We start from the raw sequence: 19,138 nt of genomic DNA, 5'->3' as shown, positions 1-19,138 counted from the left end.
CGACACACGGAGGAAAGCGGCCATGACCGCTGAGCTCGGCGAAGAGCCGACAGGTCCGGTGAACCCGCTGCGCGATCCGCAGGATCGGCGGCTGCCGAGAATCGCGGGGCCGTGCGGCCTGGTGATCTTCGGCGTCACCGGCGACCTGGCCCGCAAGAAGCTGATGCCGGCGGTCTACGACCTGGCGAACCGGGGGCTGCTGCCCCCGGGTTTCGCCCTGGTCGGGTTCGCCCGTCGTGACTACACCAACCAGGACTTCGCCCAGATCGTGCACGACTCGGTGAAGGAGCACGCGCGGACGCCGTTCCGCGAGGAGGTCTGGCAGCAGCTCGCCGAGGGCTTCCGGTTCGTGCCGGGCGACCTGACCGACGACGAGGCGTTCAAGCGGCTCCGGGAGACGGTCGACGAGCTCGACGTCACCCGCGGGACCGGCGGCAACCACGCGTTCTACCTGTCGATCCCGCCGGGCCTGTTCCCGGAGGTCGTCCGGCAGCTGTCCGAGCACGGCCTGACCGACGAGACGCCGGGCTCGTGGCGCCGCGTCGTGATCGAGAAGCCGTTCGGTCACGACCTGAAGAGCGCCCGCGAGCTGAACCAGGTGGTCGAGTCGGTGTTCCCGCCCGAGGCGGTCTTCCGGATCGACCACTACCTGGGCAAGGAGACGGTCCAGAACATCCTCGCGCTGCGGTTCGCGAACGCGATGTTCGAGCCGATCTGGAACAGCAACTACGTCGACCACGTGCAGATCACGATGGCCGAGGACATCGGCATCGGCGGTCGCGCCGGGTACTACGACGGCATCGGCGCCGCCCGCGACGTGATCCAGAACCACCTGCTCCAGTTGCTCGCGCTGGTCGCGATGGAGGAACCGGTCAGCTTCGACGCCTGGTCGCTGCGCCAGGAGAAGAAGAAGGTGCTGAACGCCGTGCAGCTGCCGGAGCGGCTCGACCTGCACAGTGCGCGTGGGCAGTACGCGGCGGGCTGGGCCGGTGGCTCGAAGGTGAAGGGCTACCTGCAGGAGGACGGCATTCCGGAGTCGTCGGCGACGGAGACGTTCGCTGCGCTGCGGGTCGACGTCGACACCCGGCGCTGGGCCGGTGTCCCGTTCTACCTGCGCACCGGCAAGCGGCTCGGCCGGCGCGTCACCGAGGTCGCGGTGATGTTCAAGCGCGCGCCGCACCTGCCGTTCAACAAGACCGAGACCGAAGAGCTCGGGCAGAACGCCCTGGTGCTGCGGATCCAGCCGGACGAGGGCATCACGGTGCGCTTCGGCGCGAAGGTGCCCGGTACGTCGATGGAGATCCGCGACGTGAACATGGACTTCGCGTACGGCGGGTCGTTCACGGAGTCCTCCCCCGAGGCCTACGAGCGGCTGATCCTCGACGTACTGCTCGGTGATCCGCCGCTGTTCCCGCAGCACACCGAGGTCGAACTGGGCTGGAAGATCCTCGACCCGGTGCTCGACTACTGGGCGCGGCACGGGAAGCCGGAGCAGTACGCGTCCGGTGACTGGGGCCCGGACTCGGCCCACGAGATGCTCGCCCGCGACGGACGTGCCTGGAGGCGGCCATGATCATCGACCTGACCGACACCACGTCGAGCGAGATCGCGTCGGCGCTGCTGAAAGCCCGGCGGAACGCGGGTTCGCCGGCGATGGGCATGGTCGGCACCATCGTGGTGGTCGTCGACGAGGCGTCGCACCACGACGCGATGAAGGCCGCGAACGAGGCCGGTCGCGAACACCCGTCCCGGGTCCTGGTCGCGATCCTGCGGCCGGGGCGCGGCGCGTCCGGACTGGACGCCGAGGTGCGGGTCGGCGAAGGCATTCCGGGTGAGGCGGTGCTGCTGCGGCTGCACGGTGAACTGGCGAAGGTGCCGGAGTCCGTGATCACGCCGCTGTTGCTGCCCGACTCCCCCGTCATCGTCTGGTGGCCGGGCGGCGGGCCGCGCGTGCCCGCCGAGGATCCGCTGGGTCGGCTGGGTCGGCGCCGGGTGACCGACGCGGCTGCCACACGGCGGGCGTCGGTCGACTACAGCGCGCGGGCCGAGGGGTACGCGCCTGGTGACACGGACTTCGCGTGGACACGGTTGACGCCGTGGCGTGCGTTGATGGCGGCCGCGCTGGACCAGTATCCGACGAAGGTGACCGGGGCCGAGGTCGCGGCCGCTCGCGGGAACCCCAGTGCGGATCTGATGGCCGCGTGGTTGCAGTCGCGGCTGAAGGTGCCGGTCGAGCAGCGGAATTCGCGAGGTCCGGGTGTGACCGCCGTACGGCTGTTCACGCCGTCCGGGCAGATCGCGTTGACCCGGCCGGACGGTGCGGTCGCGACGTTCAGCGTGCCGGGCCAGCCGGATCGGCCGGTGGCGTTGAAGCGGCGTACGACCTCCGAGCTGCTGAGCGAGGAGCTGCGGCGGCTCGATCCGGACGACGTGTACGCGAAGACGCTGGCCTGCATGGTCGAGCGGGACGCGATGCCGGCCGACGCGAAGAAGGTCGCGGAGACGGCGCGCAAGTCCACGGCGGCCAAGGTGACCGCGGCCGGCCAGGAGGTCGTGGCCGCCAAGAAGCCGGCCGCGAAGAAGGCGGCCCCGGCCGAGAAGGCAGCCCCGGCGAAGAAGACGGCTGCTAAGAAGTCCGCGGCGAAGAAGACGGCAGCCAAGAAGGCTGCGGGTAAGAAGGCGGTGGGACGCTCATGACCGATGCATCGGCTCCCAGCCGGGTGGTCGACCCGGAACTGTTGATCCACCGCGATGCCACGGCGTTGGCGCACGCTGTGGCGGCACGTTTCATCACCGCGCTGGTCGATGCCCAGAGCAACGGCCGCGTCGCGCAGGTGGTCCTGACCGGAGGCCGGGTCGCGTCCGCGGTGTACCGCTCCGTCGCCGAATCCCCGGCCGCGGCGAGCATCGACTGGCAGCGTGTCGAGTTCTGGTGGGGCGACGAGCGGTTCCTGCCGCCCGGTGACCCCGAGCGCAACGAGACCCAGGCTCGCGACGCCCTCCTCGCCCATGTGGACGTCGACCCGGCACGCGTGCACCCGATGCCCGCCGATACCGGGCAGTCGCCTGAGGCAGCCGCCGAGGCGTACGCCAGCGAACTCGCTGCGGCCATCTCGGCGTTGAGCGACGACAAGCGTCGCGCGGTACCGGCGTTCGACGTACTGATGCTGGGTGTCGGGCCGGACGGGCACGTGGCGTCGTTGTTCCCGGGCTACCCGCAGGTCGCCGTCACCGACGTGGCGGCGGTCGCGGTGCACGACTCCCCCAAGCCGCCGCCGACCCGCATCTCGCTCACGGTCCCGGCCCTGAACCGCTCCCGCGAGGTCTGGTTCGTCGTCTCCGGTGAGGACAAGGCCGCCGCGGTGGCCGGGGCCCTGAAGGAAAGCAGCACCCTCCCCGCCTCGGCCCCCAAGGGCCGCAACCGCACACTCTGGCTCCTAGACGAAGCCGCAGCATCCCGCATCGAGTAGTGCGGCCGACGTGTGGGTGAACTGTGGGGCCGTGCGACAGGTTCTGGTGTGTGTGCACCTGATATTGCCTGTTCGCAGTACCTGGAAGGTGTCTGTTCTCCCGTCAACCGGCTGAGCGCTCGCGGGCCGCCGCGGTCCGCCAGGAACGACCTGCACAGGATCCGCAGCACAGCCGCCCGAACCTCACCCCGCCCGGCCGCACCGACCCACACATCCGTCCCAACAGACGAAGTACCCGGTGCTCAGCCACCCGTTCCTGTGCGACGGTGCGGGCCGCGCCGAACTGTTTCGCTGGCAGAGTCGGGGCATGACGTTTCGTGAGTTGCATGCCGGGCAGTTCGTCATGCCGAATGCGTGGGATGCCGGGTCGGCGGTGATTCTGGCGGCGGCTGGGTTCCCGGCGATCGCGACGACCAGTGCGGGGATCGCGTTCTCGCTGGCGAAGGGCGATCACACGCTGCCGGACGGGGCTCCCGCGGTGTCGCGGGAGCAGATGTTCGAGCGAGTGCGGGAGATCGCGGCACCGAGCGCCGTACCGGTGAACGGGGATCTCGAGGACGGGTACGGCGCTGAGCCGTCACAAGTCGCGGAGACGATCGGGTTGGCCCGCGACGCCGGGCTCGCCGGCGGGAACATCGAGGACTACGACGGGCGGAAGCTGTACGACATCGAGCTCGCGGTCGAGCGGATCGTGGCCGCTCGCGAGGCGGCCGGGGACGAGTTCGTGCTGACCGCACGGACCGACGGACAGTTGCTGCGTACGCCGACCTCGCTGAGCGACTCGATCGACCGGGCGAACCGCTTCCGCGCGGCCGGAGCGGACTGCCTGTACGTCCCGGGCGTCAACGACCTCGACACGATCCGCACCCTCGTCGCCGAGGTCGACGGGCCGCTGAACGTCGTCATCGGTCTGGGCACCTCCACGCTGACAGTCGCCGATCTACAGGCGGCCGGCGTCGTCCGGATCAGTCTCGGCGGCAGCATCGCCCGGGCGGCACTCGGCTTCATCCGCCGCAGCGCGGAAGAGCTGGCGACGAAGGGCACGATCACCTTCGCCGCCGACCAGATCCCACAGGCTGACCTGAACCAGCTGTTTGCGCGATCATCCAAGGGTGAACGCTGAGGCTGGTCTCCCGGTGGTGGCGACAACCCACGGCATCGTGGGTCTCACCACCTGTGCCTGCCTGATCGCCTTCTACGCCGTCGGCGGCCCCTTCGGATTCATCAAGGATCTGGGAAACGCTGCCTTCGGCGTGCTGAGCCTGGCCCTCGCCTGGCTCCTCCAGCCGCCCGCATATCGGCTCCTGCTGCTTGGCGTTGCAGCGGTCGGGGCAGCGCTGACGGTCGTGGGCACCGTGCTGGTGGTTGCCGACATGACCGGCTTCTACCTCGCCGGACTGTGGTCCAGCTTCGGCTTCGCGCTCATCGGACTCTGGCTGCTGGCTGTCAGCCCGCACGGACCGACCGGGCTGCGCCGATCAGGCGTGGTGACCGGGGCTGTGATGCTGCTCGGGCTGGTCGGCGTACCGGGGATCCTGATAGGTCTCGACGACATGGACAACGCCCCGGCCTGGACGTTCGTGGCCGGCCTGAGCTGGGCAGGGACCTATCTTCTGTTCCCCGTCTGGAGCCTGCGGCTAGCCGGGGAGAACCGCGCCGAACGCGGCGGCTAGTGGTGGGAACATTTCGCGGACGTCTCCCCCGCTGACCCAGATCCCGATCGCCAGTGCAGCCGTTGCCTCCAGCAACCTCGCCCGCCGCAGTCCGCCGGCGGGCACCGGCGTACATCCCAGATCCCGCACCAGCTCCGCGACCTGCTCCACCCCGCCGTCGCCACAGATCGGCACTCCCAGGCCGGCGGGCGGATTCCGCCACACCGCGTCGGCCGCCAGGTTGAACGCCTTCACGACCTGCACCCCCGGCACGGCCCGGCTGATCGCCTCGGCCGTGGCGGGCTGCGCCAGCGTGAAGTCCCGGTGATCCAGCGCATTCGTGCAGTCGATCAACGGCGTACCGGCCGGCACCATGCCGGCAACCGCCACCGCCACGTCGGCAGGTACGGCCAGCAATACGACCTCGCCGTACGCCGCTGCCTCCTGCAACGCCCCGGCCGCAGCACCGATCCGCTGCGCGACCTCCGCGGCTCGCCCCGGATCGCGGCCGCCGACCATCACGTCATGGCCCGCCTTGACCCATTGCGAGGCCAGCGCCTCCGCCATCAACCCGTTGCCCAATGTTCCTATTCGCATGGTGCCGACCGTAGACAGTTCGATGCGCACCTCCAGGTGTCCAACGACCGGCGCACAATGGATGCGTGGAGCTGAGATTCTTCGCCGACTGCCAGGCACGCGTCGCCGCCGACCTGATCAGCGGACGCTGGCCGATGGTGGTGCTGTACTCGCTGGCCGACGGCCCTGCGCGTCCCGGCGAGCTCCGCAAGCAGATCGGCGGCATCAGCCAGAAGGTGCTCACCGAGACGCTCCGCCGCCTCGAGCACAACGGTCTCGTCGAACGCACCCGGTACGCCGAAGCGCCGCCGCGGGTCGAGTACTCGCTGACCGTCGCCGGCAAGGATCTCCTGGTCCCGATCCGTGCCCTCGGCGACTGGGCCGCCGTGTACGCCGACCAGCTCCCGACCGAAAACAAACCGTAAACGCCTCGCGGGACAGTGCTGGGGTCAGCCCGATCCCGATGGAGGCCCCAGCCGTGTTCACCCTGCAGCAGATCGTCGACGCCCCACCCACCGACGTGGTCCAGGCGTTCACCGAGCCCGAGCTGTTCGCCGCCTGGTTCGTCGCCGAAGGTTTCCGCACCCCGTCCGACCGGGTCACGATCGACGTCCGCCCCGGCGGCCTGATCTCGGCCGTGTTCGTCGCCGCGGACGGCACCGAGGTCCCGTTCACGCTCCGCTTCGGCGAGCTGGACCTCCCGCACCACCTGGACCTGCACTTCGACCAGCCCGCCGAGGAGATCACCGTCGACCTGACCGCGCTCGCCGACGGCCGGACACGACTCGACTACCGCAGCGTCGGGCTGTCCGACGAGCAGCACGCCGCGATCGAACCCGGCGTCACCACGATGCTCGGCCACTTGGCGGCGTGCTTCACCCAGTGACCTATCCGGAGGATCCTCCGCAAAGCGGGATAGGATTCCGGGTATGACAGCTTCCGATTCCACCGACCGTCCGTACGGCGCGTTTCCCGTCCGGATCGGTCTGCAGGTCCAGCCCCAGCACGCCCAGTACGCCGACATCCGGCGGACCGTCGCGGCGGCCGAAGAGATCGGCGTCGACGTTGTTTTCAACTGGGACCACTTCTACCCGCTCAGCGGTGAGCCGGAGGGTCTGCACTTCGAGTGCTGGACCATGCTGGCCGCCTGGGCCGAGGCGACGGAGCGGGTCGAGTTCGGCGCCCTGGTCACCTGCAACTCCTACCGCAACCCCGACCTGCTCGCCGACATGGCGCGGACGGTCGACCACATCAGCGACGGCCGGCTGATCTTCGGCATCGGCTCGGGCTGGTTCGAGAAGGACTACGACGAGTACGGCTACGAGTTCGGTACGGCGGGCGGCCGGCTGGACGCCCTCGGCGAGGCGCTGCCGCGGATCGAGCAGCGCTGGGAGAAGCTCAACCCGAAGCCGACCCGGGACATCCCGGTGCTGATCGGCGGCGGCGGTGAGAAGAAGACGCTGAAGCTCGTCGCCAAGCACGCGAACATCTGGCACGGGTTCGGCGACGCCGAGACGATCGCGCACAAGCACGCCGTACTGGACGAGCACTGCGCGACGATCGGTCGCGACCCCGGCGAGATCGAGCGCTCGGTCGCCGTCGGCGACAAGACCCCCGAGCAGGTCGGCAAGTCGCTCCTCGACGTCGGCACGCGCCTGTTCACGATCCACTCCTCCGGCCCCGACTACGACCTCGGCCTGCTCCGCGCCTGGGTCAACTGGCGCGACGAGGTCAACGCCAAGTAGCACCGCTCACGTTTGAGCACCCACTAACCGGCGGATTCAGTTGGTGGGTGCTCAAACACGTGGCGGAGGGCGCCAGATAGGATTTTGGGCATGTCTACGTTGCCTGGGAACGGTTCGGTGCGGCCTATCACGCGGTGGGGCGAGGACGTCATGCACCGGGTCAATCAGCCTGTCACCGACTTCGGGGACGAACTGCAGACGCTCGTCGCAGACATGGTCGCCACGATGAACGCGGCCGAAGGCGTCGGCCTGGCCGCGAACCAGGTCGGCGTGGACCTGCAGCTGTTCGTGTTCGACTGCCCCGACAAGGAGGGCAAGCGCGTCCAGGGCGTCGTCTGCAACCCGGTGCTGGAGCTTCCGGAGGGCAAGGACCGCAACCTGGACGAGGGCGACGAGGGCTGCCTGTCGCTGCCCGGCGCGTTCACCAAGTGCGCCCGCCCCGACTTCGCCAAGGTCACCGGCGTCGACCAGCACGGCAAGCCGGTCAGCTTCGAGGGCGACGGCCTGCTGGCCCGCTGCTTGCAGCACGAGACCGACCACACGCAGGGCATGGTGTTCGGCGACCGTCTGTCCCGCAAGTACAAGAAGCGCCTGTTCGCGGAGGCCGAGGAATTCGCTCCCGACTACCCGGCCGACTGGCCCGTCACCCCGATGGTCGAGCACGAGGACGAGCACGAGGACACCCCCGCGACCTGACCTACCAGCGGGCCTTCTCCAGGTCGATCGCCTCGACGGTTTCCGCCGCCGTCTGACCGGTGGTGTCGAGCCACAGGCCTCGGCGCGGGATCTCGTCGAGGCCGGCCTGCAGGGCACGTACGCCGTCCTCGAGCGAGGGGCCCCAGTCGCGGTACGAGTGGGCGCCTCCGCGGCCGATCTCCCGCTCGACGATCGACTCGACCGACGGGACGAGAACGACGAGGTACGGGTCGACGTCGTGCAGCCGGGAGAACCAGCGCTCGACATGGTCGCCCAGGACGATGTCGCTGCAGACGAAGTCGAAACCGGCGTCGGCGTAGTGCTGTGCGACCAAGGCGCTGGCGTCGTACCGGAGTTCCAGCTGCCGCACCGCCTCCGCCGACGGATCCGGCGTCATGACCTCGGCGCCTGCGACCACGCCGCGGTAGAACACGTCCCCGTCGAGCGTCGCGGCCGGCGGCCCCATCCGGGCCGCTAGCAGCGGCGCGATCGTCGACTTCCCCGCGGCCTGCATTCCGGTGACGAGAACTACCTTCGGCATGCCCACATCACATCATCCGTGTCGACTGCTTTTCAGGGCGTGCACCGAGTTCCAGAGCACGCCTCGGTTCAGTCGGTCCGGGTACGCGGCAAGGATCGCCTCGTAGAGCTCCACCGCGCTATCTGTTTGCTTCTCCGCCTCCGCGAAGAGCTTCAGGTACTGGCGGGTCTCCTCGATGTACCGCGGGTCGTCCGAGGCGTCCGCCTGCCGGTGCCCTGACACGACCGCGGTCGGCCGGAGACCCTCCAGTACGTCGAGGGCCGCCAGCCAGTTGTCGATGCCTCCGGCAACCGATTCGGCAAGGTACAGGTGGATGTCGTCGTACACGGCGTCACCGGCGACCAGCAGCCCGATCGACGGGACATGCAGCGCGGAGGTGCCGTCCGTGTCGGTGTGCCCCAGCTCGACGGCGATCAACTCCTCGCCCTCCAGCGTGAAGCGGTCACCCTCCAGCGGGTCGGCGACGATCAGCCGGCCCGGCAACTGCCCGGGGAATCTGGTCCGCCAGAAGCCGTCCAGCCAGGCCGGGGTGAGATTCAGCTTCATCCCCTCGACGACGGACGGTGTCGCGATCATCCGGGCCTCCGGGAACCGGTCGAGCACCGGCGCGGCGCCGAAGAAGTGGTCGCCGTGACCGTGGGTGACGAAGATGGTGGTCAGCGTCTTGCCGGTGGCGGCGATCCAGCCGGCCAGATCCTCGCCCTCGGCCACGGTCATCAACGGATCGACCAGGACGGCATCGCGCTCGCCGTAGATCAGCGTGGCCGCGGTCGGCGACCACATCCGACGGAGCTCGCCCGGCGGGAGGTCGTCCGACACGGCCGGCTTGGAGGGAGCGACGTACGTGGAGTACTGGAGGTTTGTCATACAGACAGCGTCGGACCGGCCGCCACCGCGCAGAAGGCCGCGCTTTCCTGGGTGCGCTGCACCCAGGAAGTTCAGGCCGGAGCCAGGCCGGACAGCGCTTCGGCGCCGGCGCTGCCGGGTTCCGCCGTACCCACGAGCAGTTGCAGGCCGGGCGCGGCGCGGACGTCGAACGTCTGATAGATCAGCTCGATCCGGCCGGCCGTCGGGTGGTGGAAGATCTTGTAGGCGCGGCTCAGGCCTCGCGCCGTCTGGTCCTCCCAGATCACCCGGAATTCGTCCCGCGGCAGCAGATCGCTCACCAGGGCCTTGATCTCGGGGTCGTCCGGATACGTCCCGGCGTTGAAGCGGACGGCGTACACGGCTCGCCGTACCACCGTCTCCCAGTCGCCGAAGATCGCGTGTGCCTGGGGATGCTCGAACATCATCCGCAGCATGTTCGTCATCCCGAACGGCGCCAGCAGCGCCTCGGCGATCCGGTTCGCCGCGAGGATCTCGTACGCCGGGTTCAGCACGTAGGCCGCCGCCGTAGGGAAGTTGTCGAGCAACTGCAGCAACGCCGGATGGACCTGATCCCGGGCAGCACCGAGTCGTGGCGTCGGGCTCAACCCGGCGAGCCTGAACAGGTGGGCGCGCGCATCCGCGTCCAGCCGGAGCGCGTGCGCGATCCCGTTGAGCACCTGCGCTGACGGGTTCCGCTCGCGGCCCTGCTCGAGCCGCGTGTAGTAGTCGGCGCTGACCACAGCCAGCACGGCGACCTCCTCGCGCCGCAGTCCCGCGACCCGCCGGTCCCGACCGGCCGGCAGCCCCACCGCACCCGGCTCCACCCGAGCCCGCTCAGCACGCAGGAAGGCGCCGAGGTCGTCCACCGCTCGCATGCCGCTCAGACTACTTCGTCACCCTCAGCGGGTGGCGTAGAACGCTACTGCTGCTGAGGATGCCACGTTGAGGGAGTCGACACCGCCGGCCATCGGGATGCGTACGGTGAGGTCTGCTTGTTCGAGGACGTGCGGTTTGAGGCCGTGGCCTTCGGTGCCGAAGATCAGCGCGAGCTTGTCGTCCTTGCGGTCCGCGAGCTCGTCGAGCGTGATCGAGTCGTCGGCGAGCGCCATCGCGGCGGCGACGTACCCGCGGTCCTGCAGGTGCCGCAGGTCGCCGGGCCAGCTCTGCAGGCGGGTCCACGGGACCTGGAAGACGGTCCCCATCGACACCTTGATCGAGCGCCGGTACAGCGGGTCGGCGCACGTCGGCGTCACCAGGACCAGGCCGACGCCGAGCGCGGCCGCGGCGCGGAACCCGGCTCCGACGTTGGTGTGGTCAACGATCTCGTCGAAGATCGCGATCCGCCGTACGTCGTCCGTCAGCAGGTCCGGCAGCGGTACGGCGGGCAGACGCTTGTACGACGCCAGCGCGCCGCGGTGCACGTGGAACCCGGTGACCTGCTCGGCCAGCTCCTCCGAGACGACGTACACCGGCTTGTCCGGCCATTTCTCGAGCACGTCCTGCAACGAGTCGAGCCACCGCGGTGCCAGCAGGAACGACCGCGGCTCGTACCCGGCGTCCGCCGCCCGGCGAATCACCTTGTCCCCCTCGGCGATGAACAGCCCATGCTCTTCTTCGAGGAGCCGCCGAAGACTGACCTCCCGCAACCGAACGTAATCGGAAAGCCTGGCGTCGCCGGCGTCCCCGACCGGCACCAGCGTCACGCCGACTCCACGCCCGATCCCGAGCCGTCTCCCACGCCTTCCCCCGCGGTCGACCGGGCAGCTACCTCCACCACGTTGCCGATGACAACGATCGCCGGTGCGCCGACGCCCTCGTCCGCCATCGCCTGCGCGATCCCGGCGAGGTCCGACGTGACCATCCGCTGCCCGGGAAGCGTGCCGTCCGCGATCGCCGCCGCCGGCGTCTTCGCCGGGCGACCACCCTCGATCAAGCGGGACGCGATCGCCGGCAGGTTCTCCACCGCCATCAGCAAGACCAGCGTCCCGTGCAACTGCGCCAACGCGTCCCAGTTCACCAGCGAATCCGGATGCGACGGCGGAATGTGCCCCGAAACCACCGTGAACTCGTGCGTGACCCCGCGATGCGTCACCGGGATCCCGGACACCGCCGGCACCGAGATCGAGCTCGTGATCCCCGGCACCACGGTCCACGGGACCCCGGCCGCCGCGCATGCCAGCGCCTCCTCGAACCCGCGCCCGAACACGTACGGATCCCCACCCTTGAGCCGTACGACGACCTTCCCCTGCTGGCCGTGCTCCACCAGGATCCGGTTGATCTCCTCCTGCTGCGCGGCCCGCCCCCGCGGCAACTTCGCCGCGTCGAACAGCTCGACGTCAGGATGCAGCTCGTCCAGCAACTGCTGCGGCGCCAGCCGATCCGCGACCACCACATCCGCCTCGGCCAGCAACCGCCGCCCGCGCACGGTGATCAGATCCGGGTCGCCCGGTCCCCCACCGACCAGGTACACCCCGGGCCGCCGGTCCGCGTCCCGCGCCGCCAGCTCACCGGTCCGCAACCCTTCGAGAATCGCGTCGCGTACGGCGGCCGACCGGCGGTGATCGCCACCGCCGAGGACGCCGATCGTCACGTTGTCGTGCTGCCCGGACGCCGGCGTCCACGCGGTGGCGCGGGACCGGTCGTCGGATCGCACGCAGAAGATCCGCCGTTCCTCCGCCTCCGCCGACACCTGATCGTTGACCGCGGCATCGTCCGTCGCGACTACGACGTACCAGGCCCCGTCGAGGTCACCGGCGGCGTACCCGCGCTCGATCCAGGTCAGCGACGGGTTGCCGAGCAGCCCCTCGATCGTCGGCGTGATCGACGGCGAGATGAGGTCGATCTGCGCCCCGGATTCGATCAGCCGCGGCAACCGTCGCTGGGCGACACCGCCGCCGCCGACGACGACCACGCGCCGTCCTTCGAGGACGAGACCGGACAGGTACTGGTTTGTCACGAAGAAATCCCCGCGTCCTCGAACGTGGCCATCTCGGCGAGCGCACGGACCGCGCAGGTCAGGATCGGGTACGCGAGCACCGCGCCGGTCCCCTCGCCGAGCCGCAGGTCCAGGTCGACCAGCGGCTGCAGGCCGAGCTGCTTGAGCGCAACCGCGTGCCCGGGCTCGGCGGACCGGTGGCCGGCGACGCAGTAGTCGATGGCGGCCGGGTGGAACGCCTGCGCCACGAGCGCGGCCGCCCCGGCGATCACGCCGTCCAGGATCACCGGGACCTTGTTGGCCGCTGCGCCGAGGATGTACCCGGCGAGAGCAGCATGCTCCAGACCGCCGTACGCCTGCAAAGCCTTCAACGGCTCGGTGGGCGGTACGGCGTGGAGCGCGAGAGCACCCCGTACGACGCCCGTCTTGTGGGCGAGCGCCGCGTCGTCGATGCCCGTCCCGCGACCCGTGACGGCATCTGCGGTCGCGCCCGTGAAGGTCGCGATCAGCGCTGCCGAAGCGGTGGTGTTGGCGATGCCCATGTCGCCGGTCAGGAGGCAGCGGTACCCGTCTCGGACCAGCTGGTCAGCCAGGTCGAATCCGACCGCGATCGCTGCCCGTGCCTCGTCGTCGGTCAGCGCGTCGGTCTGCGAGAGGTCACGCGTGCCCGGGCGGACCTTCGCGTGCACTATGTCCAGCTGCTCGACCGGGGTGGCGACGCCGACGTCGACGACGCGGACATCTACGCCGTTGTTCTTCGCGAACGCGTTCACGGCCGCGCCGCCGCCGGCGAAGTTCGCCAGCATCGCGGCAGTCACTTCCTGCGGCCACGGGGACACGTTCTGCGCATGGACGCCGTGATCGGCCGCGAACACCGACACCACGGCCGGGGCCGGTACTGCCTGCGTTCCGGTCATCCCGACCACCTTCACGGACAGCTCCTCGAGCACACCGAGCGACCCGGCCGGCTTCGTCAGCTGCGCATGCCGCTCCTCGGCCGCTCGCATCGCTCCGGAATCCGCCGGAGCAATCCGCTCCAGGTACTCCTCCAGCGCGCCGTCCATCGCGTCCTCCATCCGTTCCCGTCCACCGGTCCGGCCGACGGACCCGTCGTACCGCTCCGATCTTCGCATCCCCGAGTGTGTGCCCTGGGACGGACCGACGGGATGTGGACAGTAATGTCGGAATCACCACATCCCGCGAGATCCCGGAGGGCTCACAGATGTCGCTCGATCGTCCCGTCGCACCGGACCCGTACAAACTCCTCCCGGAGGTCGGTTCGTTCACCGTCACCAGCACCGACGTCGCCGACGGCGAGCCGCTGTCCGACGACCACGCGTTCGCGGGCGGCAACACGTCGCCGCAGCTCAGCTGGTCCGGGTTCCCGGCGGAGACGAAGGCGTTCGTCGTGACCTGCTACGACCCGGACGCCCCGATCGTCTCCGGCTTCTGGCACTGGGTCCTGGTCAACCTCCCGGCCACCGTCACCGAGCTCCCCACCGGTGCCGGCACCACCGAACGCCTCGACAACGGCGCCTTCCACGTCCGCAACGACTTCGGCACCAAGTCCTTCGGCGGCGCCGCCCCACCCGCAGGCGACCAGACCCACCGCTACTACTTCGTCGTCCACGCCATCGACGTAGAAGCCCTGGACGTCGACTCCGACGCCTCCCCCGCGGTAGTCGGCTTCAACCTAGCCTTCCACACCCTCGCCCGAGCCATCCTCACCCCGACCTACCAGATCCCGGAGTAGCTCCGAGGGGAGTCGCCTCCACCGAGCCGGCTCCCCACCCGCCCTAGCTGGTCCTCCGAGCTTCGACCCGGTCGAAGGCGCCCGCGGGGTACACAAAGACCCGCTTGACGGTCTTGATCGGCTCCTTGGCACCGAGGATCGCTGTCCCCTTCGCGCCCGGATGCAGATAGAAGTTGCTCGAGTTCGACAGCTCGATACCGAGGTTGTACTTCGTCACATCGCTGCCCTCACCCGCGAACGCATCGCGCCAGATGTCGACGTAATCGCTGATGGACGTCGCCTCGATCTGCTGCCCGTCGGCTGTCACCACAACGACCTCGTACATGGTGATCGTGTCGTCGGACCTGTTGTCGACCTGTGCGATCAGGTACGTGATCGGTCGCGCCTTCGCCAGTCGGCGATAGTCGCCGTACCGCTCCAATCGCGGGTCCATGATGTTCGCAGGCACTTGAATCGTGCCCACCGCCCCTTGGTACGAGAACGTGTACGTCCCTGGCCCGGTCAACCTGGCCGGAGTCGATGCGCTGGGTGGGGTGCTGACCGGCGGACGCACTGGTGAGCTGCTGGTCGCCACGGGTGTTGTCGGCCCAGGTGCTGTCGGCGCAGGTGCTGTCGGCGGCGGTGCGCTGGTCGGTGACGCGGTGGGCGCGTTGATGACGCAGCCCGCACACATGACGAGCACCCCGGTGGCTGCTACGAGCTTCGCACCGCGCCACGCGTGAACAATCCCCATTGCTCCCCCTCGCGGCACCGCCCCCAGCACCGCACGGGGTCATTGTCACCCCGCCGGTGCCAAACGTATACCCCGCTGCGCTCCGGCTGCGAGCCTCACAGAGCTGCGACGTACACCCATTCGCCGGCTTCGCGGGTGAAGGTGCTGTTTTCGGATTGGATGCCGGGGCGGCCGTTGCGGGTGTAGTGGGCGTGGAACTCGACGGTGCCTTCGCTGTGGAACGGGCTGCCGCCGGTGGTGCCGACGATTTCGAGACCGGTCCATTTCTGGTCTGGGGTGAAGTCGATGGTGGCCGGGCGGGTGGTGAGGGACCAGGTCCGGCGCAGGTACGCCGCATCGTGCATCACGAAGGCGGCGTACCTGGACCGCATCAGCTGCTCTGCCGTGGTGGCCGTCGCTTCGCCGCGGTGCAGGCGGCCGCAGCAGTCGTCGTACGGCAGGTCTTGTCCGCAGGGGCAGGTGGGAACTGGCATGTGCCGATTGTCCCCGATCCGTCGGCCGCCCCCGTGATCTACTGCGGTGATGGTGACCGAGGCGGCACGCTGGCGACGGCAGATGGTGCGGCCCGTTCTCGACTGGTACGCCGCTGTGGACGGCGTCGACGCGGTGATGCTGGGTGGCTCGACTGCCCGTGGCGACGCGGATCGCTGGTCGGATGTCGAGGTCGGCGTGTTCTGGCGACGGCCGCCGACGAGTGCTGAGCGTCTCGCGGTGGCGGGGGCAGCCGAGGTGCGGTTGGTGAACATCGACGGTCCGCCGTGGGACGACCAGCTGTCCTTGGGCGGACTCATGGTCGAGGTTGCGCACACTTTGACGCAGACGGTCGAGAGCGCCTTGGACGAGCTGCTCACGGGCAAACCCAATGGCCAGGTCATGCAGTTGGCTCAGGGGATCATCGACGGACGCGAGGTGATGGGGCCGCGGGCGGAGCTCGTCGCACGCTGGCAGGAGCGCGTAGCGACGTACCCACGTGACCTGGCGCTCGCCGTCGTACGGCACAACGGGAACATCGAGAAGTTCTGGCGCTGGCGGATGTTCTTCGAGCGCGACAACCCGCTGCTGGTCGCGCGCGAGTTCGTGCGCATGACCAACCAACTGCTCAACGTCCTGTATGCGCTCAACGGCCGGTACAGCGGTCACGTGCTCGCCTTCAAACGCCTCGACGCGCTCGACCTCCCCCTGGCGCCACCATCCCTCGCCGCCCGCATCCGCGCCGTCTTCGACCGCCCCGCCCCTGAGGGCGCGCAGACCCTGCACGACCTCATCGAGGAGACCTTCGACCTCGTCGAACTCCACCTCCCCGAAGTCGACGTCAACCTTCTACGCGCCACCTTCCACAGCGACCGCAAGCCGCTCGAGTCAGCGGACTGAGAGCCGCGGATCTCGAACCGGCAGGGTCGCCACCTCCGCGCACAGGTCGCCGTACTGCTCCTGACTGAGCTTCTCCGACAGCACCACGTCGACGTGGCCTCCTTTCCGGCCCCACGCACCGACAATCCGCCCGTCGATCAGCAAACCGTTGGGATGGAAGGAATCGGCCGCCGCCGTGAGGGTCCGCAGACCGGGCGCGATGAACCGGCCGTCGCGGTCGCGGCCGAACAGCCGCAGGTCCGGTGCCGCCAGCAACCGCAGCCCACGCGGCGGTTCCGCGGACCACAGACGGTCCGCGTCGTCCCGAAGTACCCAGCCGGGTACGCCGTCGAAATCGACCTCGACCAACTCATCGGCGATCGCATCCCAGACCGCGCGCGCATCGGCCGGCGACATCCCCGACCACCACGTGAAAACCTTTGGCGTTGTGGGCCCGAAGCAATGAGCGTGCCGCCGGCAGAGCTCCAGCCGCGCGTCGGCCACGTCGATGTCCGGTCGCGGCACCTCACGTGCCCACAACGACTTGGTGTCCCACCGCACCGCGATCCGCCCACTCGCACACGCCTCACGCAGCCCGTGGATCCCGGCCCCCCGTCGCTCCTGCCCAGCCAGCGTCCGGCACACGTTTTCCGCGAGTACGTCGATCCGCCGCGAATCCAGCGGCATCCGCCCCAGCGTGAACACCCCGAAGTCCCGCAGCGGCAACACGTACACCGCCGCCCGCGGACTGTACGTCTGGATCAGCGACGGGTCCTCCCAGTCCGCCGGCGAACACCCCGCCATCCGCGCATGCAACCCGAGCAACGCGTCCCGCGGCGCAGTGTCCTGCAACCCGACGTACGCCGCCCTCTCGTGCGAGCCCGGCGGCAGACGATCAACCAGATTGTTGACCCGCAGCCGGTAGGCAATGGCCTGCTCCCGCGTAACAATCCGCATAACCCGACCGTAGCCAGAAAACACGCCACCGCCTGACTTGATTTCGAGGAGCACCCGGCATGTTGCAGACAGCCCCCTCGCAGCCAGTCTGGTCGGGGTCGACGCCGCCCGAGGACACACCGTGGTCCCGCCGTACGTTCACCCTGGTCCTGCCCGAGGGGCACTGCCTGACGATCTCGGGACCGTGCAGTCAGCTTCGGAAGTCGTAGTTGTAGACCATGATCGCGCCGACGCCCAGGGCGAGAAGCGCGAGGATGAGCCCGATAGCTGCCGCTGGCTTTCCGCGGCGGTTGCCGGCGAGCCCTGCGACCGCGAGAGCCAGGGCCGGTAGGGCGAACGGGAAGGCCAGGTACTGGCGGACCGGGAACCGGTCGATGAGGTTCGAGAACGGCAGGAATGGCGCGACCAGCCCGGCCAGTCCGACCAACAGCGCGAGGACGCCCGGCACGGCCGAGCCCATCGGCCGATCGACTCCGGACGGCACGGCGGCAACAGGCTGCTGCGCGTGCTCCGGCCAGAGATGCTGCGGGTACCCGTGGCCCGCGGGCGGAGCGGGCTGTTGCGGATAGGCGGTGGTCTGCCACGGGTGCTGGGCGGCACCTGATTGGGGAGAGCCGGAGGTGGGCTGCTGCCCATACCCGGGGGCGGGTGCTCGGGGTACGGCGGGGCGGGGATCCGGCTCCGCTGGGCGGTCGGTCATGGAAGCTCCACACTCGGGGGGCCAGGCGCGAACTTGTGCCTGCTGCGAATGGCATCTTCCCCGCTGACGCGGCAACCCCCGAGAAGGTTCCCCCGACCGACGCAACTACTCCTCGAGGCGGGGGAAGGGCGATCGCCACATCGGGCACGCGTTCAACCCGCGGATCGAGACCGCGCCTGCCCTGGTCGGCACCCAGCGCGGCACCGAAGGCTGCCTGTCCGTGCCCGGCGCCAACGCGCCGCTCGACCGCCCCGCCCGCGCGACGCTGCACGCGTACGACGTCAACGGCCGCCCGTTCACGCTCGACTCCACCGGCTACTTCGCCCGCTGCCTGATCCACGAAACCCAACACCTCGGCGGCACCGTCTACGTCGACCACCTCTCCCCTGGCGTCCGTGCTCAGACCCTGGCTCAATCAGCCGACCGCCGCCCGTCCGTGCTGGATCACCGCGCCGGCCGCGAGAATCAACTCGCCGCGCTGCGCTCAACGGGCTAGCGTCCGTGGCGTGGAGGATCCGAAGCAGGTCGTACGGCGTGGGTACGACGTGCTCTCGCGCCGGTACGACGACGCCACCGGCGCCAACTCGAAGTACCGGTCCTGGATCGACGAGCTGATCGCGCGGCTCGGGACCACCAGCCGGGTGCTCGACGTGGGATGCGGCAGCGGCGTACCCGTGGCACGCGCAGTCACGGCCGCCGGGCACCACGTGATGGGCGTGGACATCAGCGAGGTCCAGATCAGCCGCGCCCGCGAACTCGTACCGCAGGCCGAATTCGTCAACGCCGACGCCATGTCGCTCGAGTTCCCACCCGAGTCGTTCGATGCCGTTGTCTCGCTCTACGCACTGATCCACCTGCCGCTGGACGAACAGCAGCAACTCCTCGCGCGGATCGCCACGTGGCTGCGGCCCGGTGGGTGCTTTCTCTGTACGACGGGCCACACCGCGTGGACCGGCACCGACGACAACTGGCTGGGCGGTGGCGCTCCCATGTGGTGGAGCCACACCGACGCAGCGACGTACCGCAGCTGGCTCACGGCGGCCGGCTTCACCATAGACGCCGAATCCTTCGTCCCTGAAGGGTCGGGTGGGCACACGCTCTTCTGGGCTTTCCGGAACATAACTGCCACCAGTTGAATCCGCCGACGGTTATGTTCCGGAAAG

The 19,138-nt window shown here is 69.4% G+C and carries 25 protein-coding genes; 14 read left to right on the top strand and 11 right to left on the bottom strand.

What is annotated here, in order from left to right; all coding sequences use genetic code 11:
* Positions 1-22 precede the first annotated feature (22 nt).
* From zwf to EV651_RS28190, 5 genes are all read left to right on the top strand, one after another.
* Positions 23-1,573, top strand: coding sequence for a glucose-6-phosphate dehydrogenase (zwf, locus tag EV651_RS28210; protein WP_133788281.1), 1,551 nt, complete (start codon positions 23-25; stop codon positions 1,571-1,573).
* The gene (locus tag EV651_RS28205) at positions 1,570-2,697 is read left to right on the top strand and encodes a glucose-6-phosphate dehydrogenase assembly protein OpcA (RefSeq protein ID WP_133788280.1); all 1,128 of its coding nucleotides are present in this window, start codon (positions 1,570-1,572) and stop codon (positions 2,695-2,697) included. The genes zwf and EV651_RS28205 overlap by 4 nt, the downstream gene beginning before the upstream one ends.
* Positions 2,694-3,470, top strand: a complete 777-nt coding sequence (gene pgl, locus EV651_RS28200) for a 6-phosphogluconolactonase (RefSeq protein ID WP_238157244.1) — start codon at positions 2,694-2,696, stop codon at positions 3,468-3,470. The genes EV651_RS28205 and pgl overlap by 4 nt, the downstream gene beginning before the upstream one ends.
* A 307-nt stretch (positions 3,471-3,777) precedes the next feature.
* Positions 3,778-4,593, top strand: a complete 816-nt coding sequence (locus tag EV651_RS28195; RefSeq protein ID WP_133788279.1) for an isocitrate lyase/phosphoenolpyruvate mutase family protein — start codon at positions 3,778-3,780, stop codon at positions 4,591-4,593.
* Complete coding sequence (locus EV651_RS28190) at positions 4,583-5,143, top strand: hypothetical protein (RefSeq protein ID WP_133788278.1); 561 nt, start codon at positions 4,583-4,585, stop codon at positions 5,141-5,143. The genes EV651_RS28195 and EV651_RS28190 overlap by 11 nt, the downstream gene beginning before the upstream one ends.
* Here the strand turns inward: EV651_RS28190 and EV651_RS28185 are convergent.
* Positions 5,108-5,719 carry an NADPH-dependent F420 reductase gene (locus tag EV651_RS28185; RefSeq protein WP_133788277.1) on the bottom strand — a complete coding sequence of 204 codons (612 nt, stop codon included), beginning with the start codon at positions 5,717-5,719 and terminating at the stop codon, positions 5,108-5,110. The two genes, EV651_RS28190 and EV651_RS28185, sit on opposite strands and share 36 nt — an antisense overlap.
* A gap of 65 nt (positions 5,720-5,784) precedes the next feature.
* Between EV651_RS28185 and EV651_RS28180 the strand changes: the two genes are divergently transcribed.
* From EV651_RS28180 to def, 4 genes are all read left to right on the top strand, one after another.
* Positions 5,785-6,123 carry a helix-turn-helix domain-containing protein gene (locus tag EV651_RS28180; protein WP_238157243.1) on the top strand — a complete coding sequence of 113 codons (339 nt, stop codon included), beginning with the start codon at positions 5,785-5,787 and terminating at the stop codon, positions 6,121-6,123.
* A gap of 38 nt (positions 6,124-6,161) precedes the next feature.
* Positions 6,162-6,584, top strand: a complete 423-nt coding sequence (locus tag EV651_RS28175) for an SRPBCC domain-containing protein (RefSeq protein ID WP_133788276.1) — start codon at positions 6,162-6,164, stop codon at positions 6,582-6,584.
* A gap of 43 nt (positions 6,585-6,627) precedes the next feature.
* Positions 6,628-7,443, top strand: coding sequence for an LLM class F420-dependent oxidoreductase (locus EV651_RS28170; RefSeq protein WP_133788275.1), 816 nt, complete (start codon positions 6,628-6,630; stop codon positions 7,441-7,443).
* A gap of 90 nt (positions 7,444-7,533) precedes the next feature.
* A complete protein-coding gene (gene def, locus EV651_RS28165) occupies positions 7,534-8,139 on the top strand; it encodes a peptide deformylase (protein ID WP_133788274.1) in 606 nt (201 codons plus the stop codon).
* 1 nt (position 8,140) lies between these two features.
* Here the strand turns inward: def and EV651_RS28160 are convergent, their stop codons facing one another.
* The 6 genes from EV651_RS28160 to cobT form a co-directional block, all read right to left on the bottom strand.
* On the bottom strand, positions 8,141-8,680 hold the full coding sequence (locus tag EV651_RS28160) for a hypothetical protein (RefSeq protein WP_133788273.1): 540 nt from the start codon (positions 8,678-8,680) through the stop codon (positions 8,141-8,143).
* A gap of 12 nt (positions 8,681-8,692) precedes the next feature.
* Positions 8,693-9,547 (bottom strand): MBL fold metallo-hydrolase, encoded by an 855-nt coding sequence (locus EV651_RS28155; protein WP_133788272.1) that lies wholly within the window; start codon positions 9,545-9,547, stop codon positions 8,693-8,695.
* 71 nt (positions 9,548-9,618) lie between these two features.
* Positions 9,619-10,422 carry a helix-turn-helix transcriptional regulator gene (locus EV651_RS28150; RefSeq protein WP_133788271.1) on the bottom strand — a complete coding sequence of 268 codons (804 nt, stop codon included), beginning with the start codon at positions 10,420-10,422 and terminating at the stop codon, positions 9,619-9,621.
* Between the two features lie 24 nt (positions 10,423-10,446).
* Positions 10,447-11,250, bottom strand: coding sequence for an RNA methyltransferase (locus EV651_RS28145; protein WP_133788270.1), 804 nt, complete (start codon positions 11,248-11,250; stop codon positions 10,447-10,449).
* Positions 11,247-12,503 (bottom strand): uroporphyrinogen-III C-methyltransferase, encoded by a 1,257-nt coding sequence (gene cobA / locus EV651_RS28140; RefSeq protein ID WP_133788269.1) that lies wholly within the window; start codon positions 12,501-12,503, stop codon positions 11,247-11,249. Before cobA ends, EV651_RS28145 begins: the two co-directional genes overlap by 4 nt.
* Complete coding sequence (gene cobT, locus EV651_RS28135; protein ID WP_238157242.1) at positions 12,500-13,615, bottom strand: nicotinate-nucleotide--dimethylbenzimidazole phosphoribosyltransferase; 1,116 nt, start codon at positions 13,613-13,615, stop codon at positions 12,500-12,502. The genes cobA and cobT overlap by 4 nt, the downstream gene beginning before the upstream one ends.
* A gap of 89 nt (positions 13,616-13,704) precedes the next feature.
* On the opposite strand from cobT, the gene EV651_RS28130 reads away from it, so the two are divergent.
* On the top strand, positions 13,705-14,235 hold the full coding sequence (locus EV651_RS28130) for a YbhB/YbcL family Raf kinase inhibitor-like protein (protein ID WP_133788268.1): 531 nt from the start codon (positions 13,705-13,707) through the stop codon (positions 14,233-14,235).
* 43 nt (positions 14,236-14,278) lie between these two features.
* On the opposite strand, the gene EV651_RS28125 is transcribed toward EV651_RS28130, so the two are convergent.
* Positions 14,279-14,698: a hypothetical protein gene (locus tag EV651_RS28125; RefSeq protein ID WP_133788267.1), complete on the bottom strand. Its 420-nt coding sequence runs from the start codon at positions 14,696-14,698 to the stop codon at positions 14,279-14,281.
* Here EV651_RS28125 and EV651_RS28120 point away from each other — a divergent pair.
* Positions 14,691-14,957 carry a hypothetical protein gene (locus tag EV651_RS28120; RefSeq protein WP_133788266.1) on the top strand — a complete coding sequence of 89 codons (267 nt, stop codon included), beginning with the start codon at positions 14,691-14,693 and terminating at the stop codon, positions 14,955-14,957. The genes EV651_RS28125 and EV651_RS28120 overlap by 8 nt on opposite strands.
* Positions 14,958-15,063: 106 nt before the next feature.
* Here EV651_RS28120 and EV651_RS28115 read toward each other — a convergent pair whose 3' ends face one another.
* Positions 15,064-15,441, bottom strand: coding sequence for a YchJ family protein (locus tag EV651_RS28115; protein ID WP_133788265.1), 378 nt, complete (start codon positions 15,439-15,441; stop codon positions 15,064-15,066).
* A 49-nt stretch (positions 15,442-15,490) separates the two neighbouring features.
* Between EV651_RS28115 and EV651_RS28110 the strand changes: the two genes are divergently transcribed.
* Positions 15,491-16,339 carry a nucleotidyltransferase domain-containing protein gene (locus EV651_RS28110; protein ID WP_133788264.1) on the top strand — a complete coding sequence of 283 codons (849 nt, stop codon included), beginning with the start codon at positions 15,491-15,493 and terminating at the stop codon, positions 16,337-16,339.
* Here EV651_RS28110 and EV651_RS28105 read toward each other — a convergent pair.
* Positions 16,328-17,275: a DNA glycosylase AlkZ-like family protein gene (locus EV651_RS28105; protein WP_133788263.1), complete on the bottom strand. Its 948-nt coding sequence runs from the start codon at positions 17,273-17,275 to the stop codon at positions 16,328-16,330. The two genes, EV651_RS28110 and EV651_RS28105, sit on opposite strands and share 12 nt — an antisense overlap.
* A 190-nt stretch (positions 17,276-17,465) precedes the next feature.
* Positions 17,466-17,975 carry a hypothetical protein gene (locus tag EV651_RS41965; protein WP_202870541.1) on the bottom strand — a complete coding sequence of 170 codons (510 nt, stop codon included), beginning with the start codon at positions 17,973-17,975 and terminating at the stop codon, positions 17,466-17,468.
* 139 nt (positions 17,976-18,114) lie between these two features.
* Here EV651_RS41965 and EV651_RS28095 point away from each other — a divergent pair, with 139 nt between their 5' ends.
* Positions 18,115-18,471, top strand: a complete 357-nt coding sequence (locus EV651_RS28095) for a peptide deformylase (RefSeq protein ID WP_133788262.1) — start codon at positions 18,115-18,117, stop codon at positions 18,469-18,471.
* A gap of 10 nt (positions 18,472-18,481) precedes the next feature.
* Entirely contained in the window at positions 18,482-19,111 is a 630-nt protein-coding gene (locus EV651_RS28090; protein WP_133788261.1) for a class I SAM-dependent methyltransferase, read from the top strand.
* Positions 19,112-19,138: the final 27 nt, after the last annotated feature.

The sequence above is a fragment of the Kribbella sp. VKM Ac-2571 genome (assembly GCF_004362255.1).
Lineage (GTDB): Bacteria > Actinomycetota > Actinomycetes > Propionibacteriales > Kribbellaceae > Kribbella > Kribbella pratensis.
The sequence above is the reverse complement of the archived record's forward strand: the minus strand, read 5'-3'. Positions and strand labels throughout refer to the sequence as shown.

Bases quoted from the DNA above. Each gene is read 5' to 3' on its own strand.
- zwf (WP_133788281.1), top strand. From the start codon at position 23: ATGACCGCTGAGCTCGGCGAAGAGCCGACAGGTCCGGTGAACCCGCTG.
- EV651_RS28205 (WP_133788280.1), top strand. From the start codon at position 1,570: ATGATCATCGACCTGACCGACACCACGTCGAGCGAGATCGCGTCGGCG.
- pgl (WP_238157244.1), top strand. From the start codon at position 2,694: ATGACCGATGCATCGGCTCCCAGCCGGGTGGTCGACCCGGAACTGTTG.
- EV651_RS28195 (WP_133788279.1), top strand. From the start codon at position 3,778: ATGACGTTTCGTGAGTTGCATGCCGGGCAGTTCGTCATGCCGAATGCG.
- EV651_RS28185 (WP_133788277.1), bottom strand. From the start codon at position 5,719: ATGCGAATAGGAACATTGGGCAACGGGTTGATGGCGGAGGCGCTGGCC.
- EV651_RS28175 (WP_133788276.1), top strand. From the start codon at position 6,162: ATGGAGGCCCCAGCCGTGTTCACCCTGCAGCAGATCGTCGACGCCCCA.
- EV651_RS28170 (WP_133788275.1), top strand. From the start codon at position 6,628: ATGACAGCTTCCGATTCCACCGACCGTCCGTACGGCGCGTTTCCCGTC.
- def (WP_133788274.1), top strand. From the start codon at position 7,534: ATGTCTACGTTGCCTGGGAACGGTTCGGTGCGGCCTATCACGCGGTGG.
- EV651_RS28160 (WP_133788273.1), bottom strand. From the start codon at position 8,680: ATGCCGAAGGTAGTTCTCGTCACCGGAATGCAGGCCGCGGGGAAGTCG.
- EV651_RS28155 (WP_133788272.1), bottom strand. From the start codon at position 9,547: ATGACAAACCTCCAGTACTCCACGTACGTCGCTCCCTCCAAGCCGGCC.
- EV651_RS28150 (WP_133788271.1), bottom strand. From the start codon at position 10,422: ATGCGAGCGGTGGACGACCTCGGCGCCTTCCTGCGTGCTGAGCGGGCT.
- cobT (WP_238157242.1), bottom strand. From the start codon at position 13,615: ATGCGAAGATCGGAGCGGTACGACGGGTCCGTCGGCCGGACCGGTGGA.
- EV651_RS28130 (WP_133788268.1), top strand. From the start codon at position 13,705: ATGTCGCTCGATCGTCCCGTCGCACCGGACCCGTACAAACTCCTCCCG.
- EV651_RS28115 (WP_133788265.1), bottom strand. From the start codon at position 15,441: ATGCCAGTTCCCACCTGCCCCTGCGGACAAGACCTGCCGTACGACGAC.
- EV651_RS28110 (WP_133788264.1), top strand. From the start codon at position 15,491: ATGGTGACCGAGGCGGCACGCTGGCGACGGCAGATGGTGCGGCCCGTT.
- EV651_RS28105 (WP_133788263.1), bottom strand. From the start codon at position 17,275: ATGCGGATTGTTACGCGGGAGCAGGCCATTGCCTACCGGCTGCGGGTC.
- EV651_RS41965 (WP_202870541.1), bottom strand. From the start codon at position 17,975: ATGACCGACCGCCCAGCGGAGCCGGATCCCCGCCCCGCCGTACCCCGA.